The 16,073-nt window shown below is 70.8% G+C and carries 8 protein-coding genes; 3 read left to right on the top strand and 5 right to left on the bottom strand.

Features of this window, described 5'->3' with window-relative positions:
- The first annotated feature begins 17 nt into the window (after positions 1 to 17).
- Positions 18 to 1,148, top strand: a complete 1,131-nt coding sequence (locus WME82_RS29895) for a protein kinase domain-containing protein (protein WP_438038088.1) — start codon at positions 18 to 20, stop codon at positions 1,146 to 1,148.
- A 151-nt stretch (positions 1,149 to 1,299) separates the two neighbouring features.
- On the opposite strand, the gene WME82_RS29890 is transcribed toward WME82_RS29895, so the two are convergent.
- The gene (locus tag WME82_RS29890; protein ID WP_438038087.1) at positions 1,300 to 2,523 is read right to left on the bottom strand and encodes a glycosyltransferase; all 1,224 of its coding nucleotides are present in this window, start codon (positions 2,521 to 2,523) and stop codon (positions 1,300 to 1,302) included.
- A gap of 228 nt (positions 2,524 to 2,751) precedes the next feature.
- Here WME82_RS29890 and WME82_RS29885 point away from each other — a divergent pair, with 228 nt between their 5' ends.
- Positions 2,752 to 3,030 carry a hypothetical protein gene (locus tag WME82_RS29885; protein ID WP_438038086.1) on the top strand — a complete coding sequence of 93 codons (279 nt, stop codon included), beginning with the start codon at positions 2,752 to 2,754 and terminating at the stop codon, positions 3,028 to 3,030.
- Positions 3,031 to 3,364: 334 nt separating this feature from the next.
- Here the strand turns inward: WME82_RS29885 and WME82_RS29880 are convergent, their stop codons facing one another.
- Complete coding sequence (locus WME82_RS29880; protein ID WP_438038085.1) at positions 3,365 to 5,365, bottom strand: collagen-like protein; 2,001 nt, start codon at positions 5,363 to 5,365, stop codon at positions 3,365 to 3,367.
- Positions 5,366 to 6,343: 978 nt separating this feature from the next.
- Here WME82_RS29880 and WME82_RS29875 point away from each other — a divergent pair.
- Positions 6,344 to 6,874 (top strand): GNAT family N-acetyltransferase, encoded by a 531-nt coding sequence (locus WME82_RS29875; protein ID WP_437739912.1) that lies wholly within the window; start codon positions 6,344 to 6,346, stop codon positions 6,872 to 6,874.
- Positions 6,875 to 7,012: 138 nt separating this feature from the next.
- On the opposite strand, the gene WME82_RS29870 is transcribed toward WME82_RS29875, so the two are convergent.
- The 3 genes from WME82_RS29870 to WME82_RS29860 all read right to left on the bottom strand — a co-directional run bounded on the left by WME82_RS29870 (position 7,013) and on the right by WME82_RS29860 (position 16,062).
- A complete protein-coding gene (locus WME82_RS29870; protein WP_438038084.1) occupies positions 7,013 to 8,359 on the bottom strand; it encodes a PQQ-dependent sugar dehydrogenase in 1,347 nt (448 codons plus the stop codon).
- Between the two features lie 828 nt (positions 8,360 to 9,187).
- Entirely contained in the window at positions 9,188 to 9,922 is a 735-nt protein-coding gene (locus tag WME82_RS29865; protein ID WP_437739911.1) for a DUF7873 family protein, read from the bottom strand.
- Positions 9,923 to 10,029: 107 nt separating this feature from the next.
- Positions 10,030 to 16,062 (bottom strand): AAA family ATPase, encoded by a 6,033-nt coding sequence (locus WME82_RS29860; RefSeq protein ID WP_438038083.1) that lies wholly within the window; start codon positions 16,060 to 16,062, stop codon positions 10,030 to 10,032.
- Between the last annotated feature and the right edge of the window lie 11 nt (positions 16,063 to 16,073).

Below are 16,073 nucleotides of genomic sequence, written 5' to 3'. Positions count from 1 at the left end.
TGCGGAGAGGACCAGCGATGGAGTTCGAGAATGTCACGCACGTCCAGAGAGCGCAGGCGCGGGTGGGAACGTCGCTCAACGGCGCGTGGCGGCTGGACGCGCTGATCGGCCTCGGCGGTATGGCGGCCGTCTATGCCGCGACGCACCGGAGGGGCCAGCGGGTCGCGATCAAGCTGCTGCACCCCGAGCGGGCGAGGGATCGGGGCGATCGCGCGCGGTTTCTCCGCGAGAAGGCCATCGCGCAGACCGTCGATCACCCGGGGGTCGCCGCGGTGATCGCGGACGACGTGACCGAGGATGGATCGCCGTTCCTCGTGATGGAGCTCCTCGAGGGAGAGAGCCTCCTCCAGCGCTGGAAGGCGCAGAGGGGCCCGCTCCCGCCGGCCGAGGTCCTCTCCGTGAGCGAGCAGATCCTGGAGGTGCTCGCGGCCGCGCACGCGAGGGGCGTCGTTCACCGGGATCTGAAGCCTGACAACCTCTTCCTCACGCGAGAGCGCGGGGTGAAGATCCTCGATTTCGGCATCGCGCGCCTGCGGGTCCCCTCGGGGCAAACCTCCCTCGTGGGGCTCCGCGCGATGGGCACGCCGGCGTACATGCCGCCCGAGCAGGCCCGCGCGCGCTGGGATCTCGTCGATGCGCGGACGGACCTCTGGGCGCTGGGCGCGACGATGTTCTCGCTGCTGACGGACCGATACGTCCAGGAGGCGCCGACCGTCAACGAGCTGTTCTTCCTGAGGATGACCTGCCCGATTCCGTCGCTCGCGCGGATCGCGCCGTCGATGCTTCCGGCCGTGGTGCGGGTGGTGGACCGCGCGCTCGAGTTCGCGCAGGCGGATCGCTGGCCGGATGCGCGGTCGATGCTGGCCGCTGTGCGCGAGGCGCATGCCGCGCTCGCGCTCGCGCCACCCCGGAGCACGCTGGTGCCGCCGCCCCGGAGCACGCTGGTGCCGCCGCCCCGGAGCACGCTGGTGCCGCCGCCCCGGAGCACGCTCGCGCCGGCGACGAACCAGCGCGACCTCGGCGCGCTGGACGAACGGCCGCCTTCGGCTCGTCCCCAGGCGCGGCTCTCCCGGGCGGCGGCGCTCTCGTCGCCGCCGTCGCTCGCGACGAACGCGCGCGCGCGCTCGACGATCCCTCGCGTGCCGTGAAGCGAGCCCGAGGCAGCGACGGGCTGCCCCCGGCGGCGGGCCACGCGCTTGCCGCGCTGTTTGCGTTTCGCCCTGGGTGTGTGGATCGTGGGGCGAGCCTGCGAGCAGCTCGCCGGGTGATGGGGGGCGAGCCTGCGAGCAGCTCGCCGGGTTATGCGTTCAGGCCTGCGAGCAGCTCGCTCGGCCGCAGCACGCCTCGCCGCTCCGACTCGCGCCGGGCGAGGAGGGTCTCGTAGATATCCATGTAGCTCGCCATCATGCGTTCGGCCGAGTAACGCCGCAGCGCGAGCTTCCTTCCGCGCTTGCCCATCGCCGCGGACTGCATGGGATCCGCCTTGAGCGCGGCGAGCTTGGCGGCGAGCGCGCCCTCGTCGTCCGACGGCACGAGGAAGCCCGTCTCCCCGTCGGCGATCAGGGCAGGGATGCCACCCACGGCGGTCGAGACCACCGGCAACCCCGTGGCCATGGCCTCCACCATGGAGAGCGGCAGACCCTCGGACTTCGACGACAGGACGAAGACGTCGCTTGCGGCGAGCAGCCCCGGCACGTCGTGCCGTTCGCCTGCGAAGACGACGCGGTCGCTGATGCCGAGCTCTCCGGCGAGCGCGCGCAGCGAGGCGGCTTCGGGCCCGTCTCCGACCAGGAGGAGGCGCGCGCTGTCCGAGTCGCCCGACAGGATCCCCGCGGCCGCGGCCGCGCGGAGCAGGAGCGCGTGGTTCTTGACCTGCGACAGGCGGCCGACCGCCCCGGCGACCCACGCGTCCTCGGGGATCCCGAGCTCGGCCCGGATGCGGTGCCGGGCCGCGGCGTCCGGCCTGAAGCGGGAGAGGTCGATTCCATTCAAGATCACATGTAGCTTCGAGCTCGGTACCTCTTTGTGCTTCAGCATGAAGTCGGCCGTGGACTGCGACACGGCCACGTGCGCGTCGGCGAGCCTGGCGGCCATGTGCCGCAGCCACGCCCTGCGCCCCTGATCGAACATGGCGCCGTGCAGCGTGTGGCACACAGGCACACGGTGCAGCCGGCCCGCCGCCGTGGCGTAGATGAGCGGCAGCTGATTGTGCGAGTGCACGATCGAGACACCGTGCGTGGCGAAGAACGCCGCGAGCTTCCCGGGGAGCTTGAGGTCGAAGCCGGAGCGCTTCGGCAGCATGTGCACCGCGACGTCGCGCTCCCGGAGCTGCGCCGCGCGCGGTCCGTCGGGGTTCGTCTCGATGCCCACGACCATCACCTCATGTCCCGCGGCGCGCTGCAGCCCGGCCAGATCCACCACGACCTGCTCGGCGCCGCCCACCTGGAAGGAGTTCAGTACGTGTGCGATCACGAGACGGTCGCGGCGTGCTCCGGTCATCGTCGCATGCTCGGTGGTCTTCATATCGTAATCTATGCTCATGGTTCCCCTCTCGGGTGCGCTTCGGGCGCATGTGGTCCGACCTGAGAGAAACCCCTCCTTCGTGTCCGCGTCCCGAGGGGGGCAAATTACCACAGCATCCACGAGGCGAGGAGATTTCTCTGTGTGTCTCCTCGATATGCCGGGTACCGCTGGATTGACGTGAGGGGATGTCTTCATCGGCCCGTCCGCTGACTACGTGGGATCGCGCCTGTGGCAGATGGCAACAGCTGTGACAAAGAGCGTCGCGGCGGCTTCACGTGCGTGCCAGGGCGGCTCTCCCTGATCCAGGACAGCAGCGATGCCACGCCGACGTTCCGGCAGAAATGCCGGAAACCGCGCATTTTTTTCGGAATGTGGAAGCGTCCGATGTTCACGCAGGCCACCGTCCAGGAATTCATGCGAAAAGCGTGCAAGCTGCCTCACGCGTACCGGCGGGACATCTGCACCCCCGATGCCGCGATGCTGAGGGGGGTGGCCTTCTGTGGGTGAATGTGCGTGCGATGGCGGCTCTGGCGACCGCGGGCCGCTGATCCGGCGGTGTAAGGGATTCAGGGGAGGGCTGCGACTGGGCCCGGCGGCGTCGCGGGTCGTGCTCCTGGGGAGCACGGGTGGACCGCGGTGTCTGTGCAAGCGGTGCGGCAGGTGGGGGGGCTGTGCGGCGATGGCACGGTGTGCCGCGGTGCGGCGTGCGGCGTGTGGGGAGCACCGGTGAGGTGCGGAGCCAGCTGTCCCCCGCCCTCGCGGTCACGGTGGACGGGCGGGGGACAGCTGCTCGAGAGATGGGCGCGTGCTCACGCGAGCATGGCCCGCCGGTCTCTCGGGATCAGCGCTCGGACAGCTCGGCGCACACGGCGAAGGTGGTCAGCGACACCGTCTGCGCCTTCTTGCCGAAGCCGCTCTCGAACACGGCGGTCGATGTCCAGCCCGCGCGGCCTTCGGTGGGGTCGAACGGCGAGTTCTCGACCACCCTGCTCGTCGCCTGGGCGCCGCCGGAGATCGAGAATCCGCCGCTGATCACGACTTCACCCGCGTCGCAGATCGCCTTGACGTTGACGAACGTGCTCGTGGGCGGCGCCTCGCGCGTCACGGAGACCACGCGGATCTTCACGAGTCCAGGCGCTCCGGTCGGCCCCTGGGGGCCACGCTCGCCCTTGGGTCCAGCGAGGCCCTGAGGACCGCGCGCGCCGTCGATGCCCTTGAGGCCCTGGAGACCCTGGAGACCGACGGTCCCCGCGGGGCCGCGCTCGCCACGCTCGCCCTTGGGTCCGGCCGGTCCCTGGGGACCCGCCTCGCCCTTGGGTCCAGCGGGACCCTGCGGACCGCGCGCGCCGTCAGCGCCCTTGAGGCCGTGAGAGCCGTCGGCGCCCTTGAGGCCCTGGAGGCCCTGAGGACCGACGATCCCCGCGGGGCCCTGGAGGCCGCGCTCGCCGCGCTCGCCCTTGGGTCCGGCGGGACCCTGCGGACCGCGCGCGCCGTCAGCGCCCTTGAGGCCCGGAGCGCCGTCAGCGCCCTTGAGGCCGCGCGCGCCGTCGGCGCCCTTGAGGCCCTGGAGGCCCTGAGGACCGACGATCCCCGCGGGGCCCTGGAGGCCGCGCTCGCCGCGCTCGCCCTTGGGTCCAGCGGGACCCTGCGGACCGCGCGCGCCGTCAGCGCCCTTGAGGCCCGGAGCGCCGTCAGCGCCCTTGAGGCCCTGGAGGCCCTGAGGACCGACGATCCCCGCGGGGCCCTGGAGGCCGCGCTCGCCGCGCTCGCCCTTGAGTCCCATGGGCCCCTGGGGACCGACCTCGCCCTTGGGTCCGACCGGTCCCTGGAGACCGATCTCGCCCTTGGGTCCAGCGGGACCCTGCGGACCACGCGCGCCGTCAGCGCCCTTGAGGCCCGGAGCGCCGTCGACGCCCTTGAGGCCCTGGAGGCCCTGAGGACCGACGAGCCCTGCGGGGCCCTGGAGGCCGCGCTCGCCACGCTCGCCCTTGGGCCCTGCCGGCCCCTGCGGACCGCGCGCGCCGTCAGCGCCCTTGAGGCCCTGAGGACCCATCTCGCCCTTGGGCCCTACCGGCCCCTGAGGACCCATCTCGCCCTTGGGCCCTACCTGCCCCTGCGGACCACGCGCGCCGTCAGCGCCCTTGAGGCCCTGGAGGCCAGTGTGCCCGACCGGCCCCTGAGGACCCATCTCGCCCTTGGGTCCCATGGGCCCCGCGGGTCCCTGCGGACCACGCGCGCCATCGACGCCCTTGAAGCCCTGGAGGCCCTGGGGACCGATGAGCCCCGCGGCGCCTGCCGGCCCCTGCGGGCCGCGCTCACCCTTGGGCCCCTGCGGACCGCGCGCGCCATCGACGCCCTTGAAGCCCTGGAGGCCCTGGGGACCGATGAGCCCCGCGGTGCCTGCCGGCCCCTGCGGGCCGGGCTCGCCGCGCTCGCCCTTGGGCCCCTGCGGACCGCGCGCGCCATCGACGCCCTTGAAGCCCTGGAGGCCCTGGGGACCGATGAGCCCCGCGGCGCCTGCCGACCCCTGCGGACCAGGCTCGCCGCGCTCGCCCTTGGGCCCCTGCGGACCCTGAGGACCGCGCTCGCCCTGCGGCCCAGCGGGCCCCCGCTGCCCCATGGGCCCCTGGGGACCGCGCTCCCCCTTCTGATACTGCTGATACTGCTGTCCCACGAACCCCTTGCCCCTGCCGGGCATGTGGTGCCCGACCTCGTCGGACGCCCCGGCCTCCGCCTTGACGTCTCGCGAATCGCCGGCCCAGCTCGCGCCTGCGCTGGCCATCACCCCGGCAAACCCGGCGAGGATTCCAGCAGAAACCGCACTCGCTCGATACTTTCGCATGTGACTCCGCCTTTCTATCGATTCCGAGCTTCAATGCGCTCGATCCCGCAGACAGCCGCGTTCAGATGAGGTGGAGCCCAGCAGGCGAGTGAATCGGGCGAAGGCCGACTCCGGGACGGATCTCCGCCCGTGCCCCGCACCGACTTCTCTATGAGAGTCCCACCAATTGCCGGCACGAAAAGTCAGGGCGATTCGTCGGTGCGGCACCCGACTGGCCACGCCACGACGCGGGCGTGATCAGGTGCAGCCAGCGCTCGAAGGCTCCAGTCGCCAACCCGCTGTGTCTGGAGCGATCCTAAGTTAATGGGGGCGGTTCACCAAGCCCCTGAGGAGGGGTTGACAGCCGCGACGCCCGTCGAGCAGTCGGCGTTCATTCGCATTCGCGGCGGGGGAACGCCGCGCCTCCATGCAAAGCCGGGGTATTTGCAGGTATCGAGAGCAGAGCAGGGCGAACGCGTGGAAAGACAGCAGCTCGCGCATGAGAGCACGCAAGGGCGCGAAGGGAGCACCAACGCGAGAATCAGGAGACGGCCGCGCACGGGACAGGAAATGGCGAACGCGGCGCTCGGCGAGGTGGCGCTCGGCGCGCCTCCGATGGACCGGCGCGGCGAGTACGCGGTGCGCTCGTCAAGCCGCGGCAGCACGGCTTCGCTGGAACATCCGGTACCGATTCAAAAGCGCCCGACATGGCCTCAGGAGCGCCCGACATGGCCTCAGGAGCGTCCGACATGGCCTCAGGAGCGCCCGACATGGCATCAGGAGCGCCCGATACGCTCTCGAGCGCGATCCTCTCCAGCGACCGGGCAGGCTCTACCATCGATGGCCGGCGGCCACCGTGACGCGCCGATACGCGCCGCATCACCCGCGTGTGGCGTACGCACCTCGACTCGCCTGCCGGTGCGCGCCAGATCCATGCGCGCCGGCGCCCCGTGATGGGTGAGCGCTGCGCCGTCGCGGCGGACCGGGTAAGATCGCCCGGTGCCCGGCCTCGACACCGACGATGACGCCCTCCTCTTGACGGAGCGCCTGCGCCTCCGCCCCCACCGGCGGTCGGACGTCCCGTTCATGATGGAGCTGAACTCGGATCCCGAAGTGGTCCGCTACACCGGCGATACCGCGTTCGCGTGCGAGGACGATGCGCGCGCGGTCGTCGCGCGGCTCGCGCGCCAGTTCGAGGACTTCCGCATGGGCCGGTTCATCGTCTCGGACCGGAAGACGGCGGAAAAGCTAGGCTGGTGCGGCCTCAGGTGGCACGACGACCTCGAGGTCGCGGACCTCGGGTACCGCTTCTTTCGCAAGCACTGGGGCAAAGGCTACGCCACGGAGGCGGCCGCCGCGTGCATCCGGTACGCAGCCGAGGAGCTCCGGCTCTCACGCCTCGTCGCGCACGCGATGCTCGAGAATGTCGCGTCGGTCAGGGTGCTGGAGAAGCTAGGGTTCCGCCGGACGGGGCCGACCGTGTTCAAGGGGCTCGTGGCCGAAGGGTTCGAGCTCCTCCTGAGGGCCTGAGCCGCCGGCGCTCTCGTGCGCTGCGCCCAGCTTCATCCCGCGGGGCCTGCGATCATCAGCCACACAGAACGCGGCATCGATCGATGCTCCTTGGAGGGCGAGACGCCGCAGCTTACCCCGATCGCGAGGCGCCTCGCGTCACTGGCCCGTGTATGCGACGCGGTAGATGACCCCGTTCGTGTCGTCGCTCACCAGGAGCGACCCGTCCGGCATCTGGACGAGGCCAGCTGGGCGGCCGAAGAGGGCGTGGCCGTCCTCGATGAGCCATCCGGTGATGAAATCCTCGAAGCCTGTTGGCTGACGGGTCTCGTCGTCGAAGAGGACGCGCACCACCTTGTAGCCCACCGGGGGGTAGCGATTCCACGAGCCTCGCATGGCGACGAACGCGTCGTGCTTGTACTCGGCCGGGAACAGGTCGCCCGTGTAGAAGCGGAAATCGATGGGCGCGCTGTGCGCGTCGTAGATGCTCACCGCGGGCTCGGTGGCGGCGGCGTATTCCTCCTTCGTCGTGTCGGGCGGGTCGTCCATGATGGGATCGATCCCGCGCTGGCCGGGGCCGCTCGAGTAGACATAAGGCCAGCCGTAGTCCTTGCCCGCGACGAGCCTGTTGAGCTCCTCGGGCGGCACCACGTTGCCGCGCTGGTCGCTGCCGTGATCCATGCCCCAGAGCTCGTCCGTGCCCGGGTACCAGTCGAAGCCGATGGTGTTGCGCAGGCCCTTGGCGAAGATGGCGCGATCTTGCTCCGTCTGCGGGCCCAGGGACGGATCGATGAGCAACAGGGCGGCGTGCTCGGGGTTCGTCTCCGCGCACGCATTGCAGGTGCTGCCCACCGAGAACAGAAGGGACGCCCCGTCGGGGGTGAAGCGCATCGTGCGCTTGCCGTGCTGTCCCCCGTCGGGCAGATCGGTGATCAACGTCAACGGATCGCCGATCCGGCCGTCTCCGTTGATGCGGGCGGAGTAAAGGCTCGTCGCCGTCGCCAGAAACATGGTCTCGCCGTCGGCGCTGAGCGCGATGCCGTGCAGGGTCTCGAAGCCCGCGCCCCCCGCGAACGCCTTCATCGCCTCGTCCGCCGCCCCGTCGCCGTCGGTGTCGCGCAGGAGCAGCACGTCGCCGGGCGTCGGCCGCGTGACGTACACGCCTCCGCCAGGGGCGAGCTCCATCATGCGCGCGTTGCCGGCCTCTCTCGCGAACACGCTGATGGTGAACCCCGGCCTCGTCCGGAGCCGCTCGAGCAGATCGTCGGAGAACGGCCGTTGCTCCGGCCGAAAGGTGCTGTCGTCCTCCGGGGTATAGCCCCCGGCGCCGCCAGCGCCGCCAGCGCCGGCAGCCTGGCCGCCGCCGCCCGCCTGCGTGGCCCCGTCCAGCGGCGCGCCCCCGCTTCCCCCGGAGCCGGCCTGGACGTCGATGGGCCGAACGCCGCCTTCCTCGGCGCACGAGGGGACGAGCAGCAGGATGAGCAAAGGCGCGACGTGCAGCTCCATGCGAGCGACCCTTTCCGGAAGTGACAGGTACCGGCCGCGAGGGGGCGCCCTCGGCCCGGAGCCCTCCAGGATGACCTCGTTACGGATGAGGGCCGAAAGCACGTCACGTACCCGATGGAGGCCCAGCGATAGCAAGGGCGATTTACAAACCAGGTGGCCCCCTTCCTGTGGCACGAAGGCTCGGTGCTGCCCCGTGCGTGGCAGAAAGGCATGCCGGCGCGCCGCGCCTCGCGCCAGGGCGTGGCTCACGGGGCCGTGGCCGCTGCCGTGCTCGGCGCCCTGAGGCGGGCATGCTCCCCCGACCCGAAGACCCCTGAAATAGGTGAGACCCGGGACTGTAGCCTAGTCCCGGGCCTCGGTTTGCCGCCATCTGCGCACACCCACACGTTTAAGGTCGAAGGTCAGTCCTTACACCGCCGTGTTCTGCCATTGAACTACCGGCCATCATGGACCGCGCGCCGGGGCGGGAGCGCCCCGGCGCCGCGCGAGGAGAGGCGACGCCTCACCGCGGCGCGGGCTGGCCAGGCTGGAATTGAACCAGCATCCGACGATTCAAGCCTTCTCCCGTTCGATTGGGTGATCGGCGGCGAATGCTCGAGCCTGGAGTGAGAGCTTGAGACCATTGAACGGGCCGGCGCTGCCTCTTCCGAGCTGGGCTACCCCGCCGCGAGAGAAAATGAGGTGGCGGGGGCAGGATTCGAACCTGCGCTTGGGCGCCGAGCCCATCAAGCTGAGCTTGAGCTTCAACTTGCACTCCGCGGCCACGATATCGCTCCGGCGGCCGCGGCGCAAGCGCGGCCGGGGCAGGGGGCGCGCGTCAGGTGCGCGTCAGGTACCGAAGAGGAACCCGAGGACGGCGGCGCCGACCTTCTGCTCCTCGACCGTCTGGTTGTTCGCCTCCTCGCGGGCGAACTTGACCGCCTTTTGCAGCTTCTCCACGCGATCGAGCAGCTCGTTGATGCGCCGCGCTGGCAGCGCGCCCGAGAACTTGACCGTCTTCCAGTAACCGACGACCACGTCCTCGTGATAGACCTCCACCTGCGCCGGGTGTTTGTCCGTCGCCTCGGCCTTGACGTGGTTGCGGGGGATCTTCTTGGTCCGCGCCGTCTGCACCGGCTCCGTCGCCCAGGAGTCCCCGGAGGGATCGAACGTCCAGCTCTCCGACGCGTCGAGCACCGGCAGCTTCTTGATGAAGGTGTTCATGTCGACGAGCTGCTTCTCCAGGAAGAGCAGGTAAGTCACGGGCGCCCCCGTGAGAAGCACCTTGCCGTCGACGACCACGTCCGCGCGGGCCTTGCAGTTCGCATAGTCCTTGGTGGCCGTGACGTCGAAGAGCTCGCCCAGGATGTCGGCGGTGCTCCGGATGATGTCCTCGGCCTTCGCCTGCACCCTCGTCGCCTCGGGCGGGAGCTGCTCGCCCTCCTCGTCCTTCGACCGGTAGGTGCGCGAGATCCCGGAGAGCAACGCCGGCTTCTGCAGCGCGTGGTGCGCCTCGGTGAGGCGCTGGTGGGAGCGGGCCTTGACGCCCTTCTCGATGGCGATGATCTGGTTCAAGCGAGGCATGGCGGTCTCCTAGGAGGACCACCTTATCAGAGGAGCAAAGCGCCTGTCAGCGCCGTCGCGTGAGCGTGCAATGGGCCCGGGAAGCGCTGGCGTGAGCGCGTGAGCGCCTAGGCCGATGGGAGCAGGGCCCCTTGGCCCTCGGCCGCCGTCTCCGCCTCGGCCGGGCGCAAGGGGAGCTCGACGATGAACGCAGCGCCCGCGCCCGGCTTGCTCTCGACGCGGATGGTGCCGCCGTGGGAGGTGACGATCCACCGGACGATGTAGAGGCCGAGGCCCAGGCCGCCGATGCTGCGGGCGGAGACGGCGCGCTCGAAGCGCTCGAAGATCCTGGCCTGGTCGGTCTCCGTGATGCCCATGCCGTGATCGCGGACGACCAGCCGCGCGCGGCCTTCCAGGCCGCGCACGACGACGTGAATGGGGGCCCCCGCGCCGTACTTGATCGCGTTGGACAGCAGGTTGATGAGGACCTGCTCCATGCGAGAAGCGTCCCAGTTGCCCACCACGGGCCCTTCCAGCTCGAGCTGGGTGCGGCAGCAGGCGTCGTCGAGCTGCTGGTGCATCCGCTCGACGACCTCGCGCGTCATGGCTGCCAGGTCGAGGGGGGCGCGCGCGAGGGTGAGCCGGCCGGCGTTGAGGCGGGTGACGTCGAGCAGCTCGTTGACCAGGTGGGCGAGGCGCGCGATCTGTCGGTCGAGGACCTGGATCGCGGCGTCGATGCGCTCCGGAGCGACCTCGGCGCGCTGGAAGCGGGGCAGGAGCCGGGCGAGGAGGTGGGCCTGCATCTTGAGCGAGGTGAGCGGGGTCTTGAGCTCGTGCGAGGCGACGAGGAGGAACTCGTTCCGGCGCTCGATGGCCTCCTGGGCCTCGGTGAACAGGCGGCTGTTGTCGAGGGCGAGCGCGGCGCGGCTCGCCAGCTCCTGGGCCAGCCACAGGTCGGCGGGGCCGTAGCTGCGCCGTGGCGCGGTCGCCAGCAGGGTCATGACGCCGAAGCACCGGTCGCGCGCGAGGAGCGGAGCCCGGAGCAAGGAGTGAACGCCGAGCGGCTCCAGGAGGGGCGCGGCGCGCACGTCGCCCACCTCGGGGCGTTGCAGCGACGCCGCCGAGAGCGGCTGCCGCGCGTCGATCACCGCCCCTGCGAGCTCGGCAGGCACGCCCGCGGCGATCGTGTGTCCCGGGGCGCCGCGAGCGAGGTCCACGTCGATGACACACTGATCGGCCAGCTCGGGCACGGCGAGCGGCGCCACGCTGTCGAGGGTGGCGCCGTAGCCGAGGGCCATGAGCTTGCGGCTCGCCTCGGCGAGGAAACGCTCGGCCAGCTCGGCCCGCCTGCGCTGGGTGATGTCGGTGGAGATGCCGCAGAGCACGCCGGGCATGACCCGCTCGCCGAGCGGGAACTTGACCGACAGGAAGGTGTGCGGCCCGTCGTCCAGCAAGATCTCCTCCTCGCACTGCAGCGGCTCGCCCGCGTCGAGCACCTTCCTGTCGTTGTCACGGAGCACCTCGGCGGTCGAAGCAGGAAAGACCTCGGCGTCGGTCTTTCCGACGAGCTCATGGCGCGGCAGCCCGACGGCGCTCTCCGCGTGGCAGTTGGCGAGCAGATACCGGCCGTCGCGATCCTTGAGGTAGATGGCTGCAGCGGAGTTGTCGACGATGGCCTGGAGCGTCTTCTGGTGGGCCTGGAGCTCCCGCTCCGCCCGGCGCCGCTCGGCGTTCTCCTGCTCGATGTCGGTATAGAGGATGGCGTTCTCGAGCGAGATGGCCGATTGCGAGGCGAGCAGCTCGAGCACGGTGAGCCGCCCGGGCGTGAACGCCCCGGTGATGAGCCTGTTCTCCAGGTAGAGCAGGCCGAGCAGCCGCGCCTGCCGCACGATCGGCAGGCACAGCACCGATCCCGGCCCGCTCTGCCTGAAATAGTCGTCCTCCGAGAACGGGTGTCTGCCGGAGGCGTCGTCGAGCAGCACGCGCTCGTGGCTGCGGCGAACGTAGTTGAGGACCGACCGCGGCAGCGCGGTCGCCGCCGCTTCGCCCGCGTCGAGCAGCCGCGCCGCGCCCCCGGACGTCGAGATCGCCGCCGCGATCGACAGGCGATCCTCCCGGACCAGGAGCACGACCCCCTCTCCGGCGCCCGCGTGCTCGACAACGATGCGCAGCAGCATCTCCAGCAGGCGCGGGAGCTTGAGCTCGCCGGAGATGCTCTGAGAGGCGGTGACGACCGACAGGACATCGAACTGCTCGGCCCGCACGGCGAAGGTGACGGTGGGCGCGATCGGCTGGTGCGGGGCGAGGTAGGGGTAGCGCTGGTCGAGCTGCTCCACCTTGGCGTGGGCGCCCCAGCGAAAATAGCCGGCGCGGGCCTCTCGCAGGTAGGCGTCGGCGGACGTGAAGAGGCCGCGCGCGCGGTAAAACGCCGCGGCGAGCTCGCAGGCGATGGCCTCGTGCTGGACGAAGCCGTTCTCCCGCGCCGAGGAGATGGCTTGCTCGTAGAGCCGCATCGCCCGCGGTTCCTGCCCGCGGAGCCGGGCGATCTCGGCGCGGACCAGGGCGTGCTTGTGGAGGAAGTTCTCGGGGCAGCTCCTGGCCCACGCGCCGAGCTGCCGCTCGCACTCGAGCAGCTCCTCGGGGGGGTCCCCCCGCGGGGCGGGCCGCGCCTCATGGGCCTCGCTGGAGAGGGCCGCGAGCGAGAGCGCGAGGTAATAGGAGCTCTCGGCGATGATGACGTTCGACTCGACCTTGTAGGGGTGCTCGGCGCGCCCGCGGGTCACCGCGGCGAACGCCGCTCCGGGAGGGCCGATCAGGAAGCGCGCCTGCGCCTTCAAGTTGTAATAGAGGGCGCGGACGAACGGAGGGTTCCCCTCCTCGAGCGACGCCTCGAAGGCCGGCAGATCCAGCTCCGAGCCGTCCAGGGTCGAGAGGCGGACCGGCCTCCCGCGCAGCGCCTGGATCACGGCGTAGATTCCGAGGAGGACGCCGTGCGGCAACGCGTAACCGGCCCTTCGCACGAAGCCGAGGCGCGCTTCGACTGCGCGGAGCACGTCCTCCAGCGGCTCCCCGGAGAGCAGCGGGAACACCTCGGCCCACATGCAGTTGTAGCAGGCCTCGTTCAGGTTGCCGGACTCGACCGCGGCGCTGAAGCCGGCGCGCGTGTACGGAGTCGTCTCTCTGTAATGGCGCGTCCAGAAGACGATCTGCTGTCCAAACATGGTGAGCACGACCGATTTCGTGGTGAGGAGGCCGCTCCTCTGCGCCAGGTCGTGACCGAGCTTGCCGAACCGATATCCTTCCTGGTATCGCCCGTACCTCGGGCCGATCACCCTCGCGAAGAAGGTGTATGCGACAGCGGAGCTCTCGGCGTTGCCATGGCCCAGGCTGAGCTGGACCATGCGCAGGACGACGAGGTAGTGCAGGTTCGCGTCCATGAAGAACGCGGGGAGGGACACCTCCTTCAGCACGCCCATCGCGCTCTCGATCTCCGGATGCGTCATGGGGGGCAGGTGGATCAGGTCCGCGATCTCGCGATCGCCCAGGTCCCGCCAGACGTGCTCGGTCTCCTCGTCGACCCGTGCGTCGCTGGGGCCAAGCGGAAGCGCGATGTCGCAGATGCGGAGCCACGCGAGCCCGATCTCCACCGCGCGAGCGTGTCGCCCTCGGGTGACGTTCAGCGCGACGGCGAGCTCGACCGCGGCGGCCGTCTCGGTCTTGCTCCTCGCGCGCGCCATGAGCTCTTCGAGGAGCCGCTCGGTCTCGTCGAAGCCGCCGGTGATGTACGCGACGTGCGCGCGCTCGAAGGTCAGCTCATAGGTCAGCTCGTGCCGCGTCTCCCAGCGGCATGGCGCGAGCAGGGAGAGGCCCGCGGCGAGGAGCGCGGCGGCGGACTGGAAGGCCGCGGCGGCCTTGGCCTTCTTGCCGGCGCGGAGGTTCAGCGCGGCGAGATCGTCCCGCTCCACCTGGGAGCGGAGGAGCGCGGCGCCGCGGTTGAGGTGGCCGACGACGTCGAAGAGCGACTCGTCGCGCTCGCCCGGGCGCAGGGCCTTCACGAGCAGCTGGCCGATGCAGAGGTGCACCTCGGCGAGCTGCTCGGCCGGGATGAGCGAATACGCGGCCTGTTGCACCCGGTCATGGAGGAAGCGGTAGCCAGAGTCCCGTCGGAGGAGCAGCCCCTCCCGCACGGCCTCCTCGAGCGCGCCGCGGAGCGCTTCCGCCGACCTTTGCGCGACGATCGCGAGGGTGTCGAGGTCCAGGTTGCTGCCGAGGCAGGCGGCGAGCTTGAGCGCGTCCCGGGCCGGGATGGAGAGCCGCCTGAGCTTGCCCACCATCAGCTCGACGACGTTGTCGGTGAAGCCCTTGTCGTGGATGGCGGCGATGTCCCAGCGCCATACGCGCTGCTCGGCGTCGAAGGTGATGAGGCCTTCCTGGTGCAGCTCGAAGAGGAACTGGAGGACGAAGAACGGGTTGCCGCCGGTCTTCTCGTAGACGAGCCGCGAGAGCGGCTCGACCTCGTCGGTTCGGGCGTGGACCGCCTCGGCGACGAGCGCCCCGACGTGGGCGGCGGAGAGCGGCGCGAGGACGAGCTCGGAGACGGCGGCGCCGCGCTTCTGCACCTCGGCCAGGGTGAGCCGGAGCGGGTGCGCGGGGCCGACCTCGTTGTCGCGGTAGGCGCCGATCAGCAGGAGGTGCTCGGACCCGGCGTAGGTGGCGAGCTGCTCGAGCAAGAGGAGGCTGGCCGCGTCGGCCCATTGCAGGTCGTCGAGGAAGAGCGCAACGGGGTGCTCTTTCCGGGCGCACGCGGCGACGAAGCGCTGGAGCGCCGCGTGCAGCCGGCCCTGCGCCTCGGTGGGCGGGAGCTCGGGCACGGGGGGCTGCGGGCCGAGGAGGAGCGTGAGCTCGGGGAGCACGTCGGTGAGCAGACCGCCGTCCTGGCCGAGGGCCTCGCGGAGGCGCTGCCTCCAGCGCTCGAGCTGCTCCTCGCTCGCGCCCAGGATCTCCTGCAAGAGCGCCCGGAACGCTTGAAGGAACGGGAGATAAGGGACATCGCGCTTCAGCTGCTCGAACTTGCCGGAGAGGAAGAAGCCGCGCTCGCGCACGACGGGCCTGTGCAGCTCGGCGACGAGCGATGACTTGCCGATGCCCGAATAGCCCGACACGAGCGCGAGCTCCGGCCGGCCATTCGAGACCACGCGCTCGAACGCGGCGAGCAGCGCCTCCACCTCGCGTTCGCGTCCGTAGAGCCGCTGCGGGACCCGGAACCGGTCGGAGAGATCGCGCTGGCCGAGCGGGAACGGCTCGATGGCGCCGGTCGCCCGCAGCTGGGAAAAGCACCGGTCGAGGTCGTGGCGCAGGCCGAGGGCGCTCTGGTAACGCTCCTCGGCGGCCTTGGAGAGCAGCTTGAGCACGACCGCCGACAGGAGCGGGGGAATCGAGGGGACGAGCGCCTGCGGCGGCTGCGGCGCCTGGGCGATGTGGCAATGCACCCACTCGACGGGATCGCTGGCCTGGAACGGCAGGGCGCCCGTCAGCATCTGGTAAAAGGTGACGCCGAGGGAGTACAGGTCGGTCCGCTCGTCGATCCAGCGGTTCATCCGGCCTGTCTGCTCCGGCGCCATGTAGGCGAGCGTGCCCTCGATGAGCCTGTCGCGGGCGAGGTCCTGGGACTCGCGGGGCAGCAGGCAGGCGATGCCGAGGTCGGTGATCTTCACCTCCCCGGTGTCGGGGTTGCAGAGCAGGTTCTGGGGCTTGATGTCCTTGTGGATGATGCGATGGCGGTGCAGCTCGGCCAGCGCGTCGGTCAGGCGGAGGGCGAGGGGGAAGAAGCGCTCGATCGACATCGGGCGCATCGGGCGCATGGGCCCGTCGCCATCGAGCAGCTGGTCGAGCGAGCGGCCGCCGAAGTCCTCCAGGACCAGCGCCACCTGATCGCCGAACACCTCGATCGCGCGGGCCTTGACCACGGCTGTCGTGTCGAGCGCCCTGGCGAGCTCGTGCTCGTGGTGCAGCCGGCCGAGGGCGCGCGGGCTCGCGTGGTCGCGCCGCAGGACCTTGAGCACCACCGGCCGGCCGTCCTCCGCGCGCCGCGCTCGGTAGAGGATCGTCTCTGCACCTTGGTGCAGGACCGCCACCACGAGGTAACGCGGACTTTCTGGCATAGGCAAGATCG

The sequence above is a fragment of the Sorangium sp. So ce128 genome (assembly GCF_051525245.1).
Classification (GTDB): Bacteria; Myxococcota_A; Polyangia; order Polyangiales; family Polyangiaceae; genus Sorangium; species Sorangium cellulosum_B.
This window is presented reverse-complemented; position numbering and strand designations above follow the sequence as displayed.

What these genes read in the sequence shown, in the direction of transcription:
- WME82_RS29895 (WP_438038088.1), top strand. Translation starts at nt 18, where the DNA reads ATGGAGTTCGAGAATGTCACGCACGTCCAGAGAGCGCAGGCGCGGGTG.
- WME82_RS29890 (WP_438038087.1), bottom strand. Translation starts at nt 2,523, where the DNA reads ATGAAGACCACCGAGCATGCGACGATGACCGGAGCACGCCGCGACCGT.
- WME82_RS29880 (WP_438038085.1), bottom strand. Translation starts at nt 5,365, where the DNA reads ATGCGAAAGTATCGAGCGAGTGCGGTTTCTGCTGGAATCCTCGCCGGG.
- WME82_RS29870 (WP_438038084.1), bottom strand. Translation starts at nt 8,359, where the DNA reads ATGGAGCTGCACGTCGCGCCTTTGCTCATCCTGCTGCTCGTCCCCTCG.
- WME82_RS29865 (WP_437739911.1), bottom strand. Translation starts at nt 9,922, where the DNA reads ATGCCTCGCTTGAACCAGATCATCGCCATCGAGAAGGGCGTCAAGGCC.
- WME82_RS29860 (WP_438038083.1), bottom strand. Translation starts at nt 16,062, where the DNA reads ATGCCAGAAAGTCCGCGTTACCTCGTGGTGGCGGTCCTGCACCAAGGT.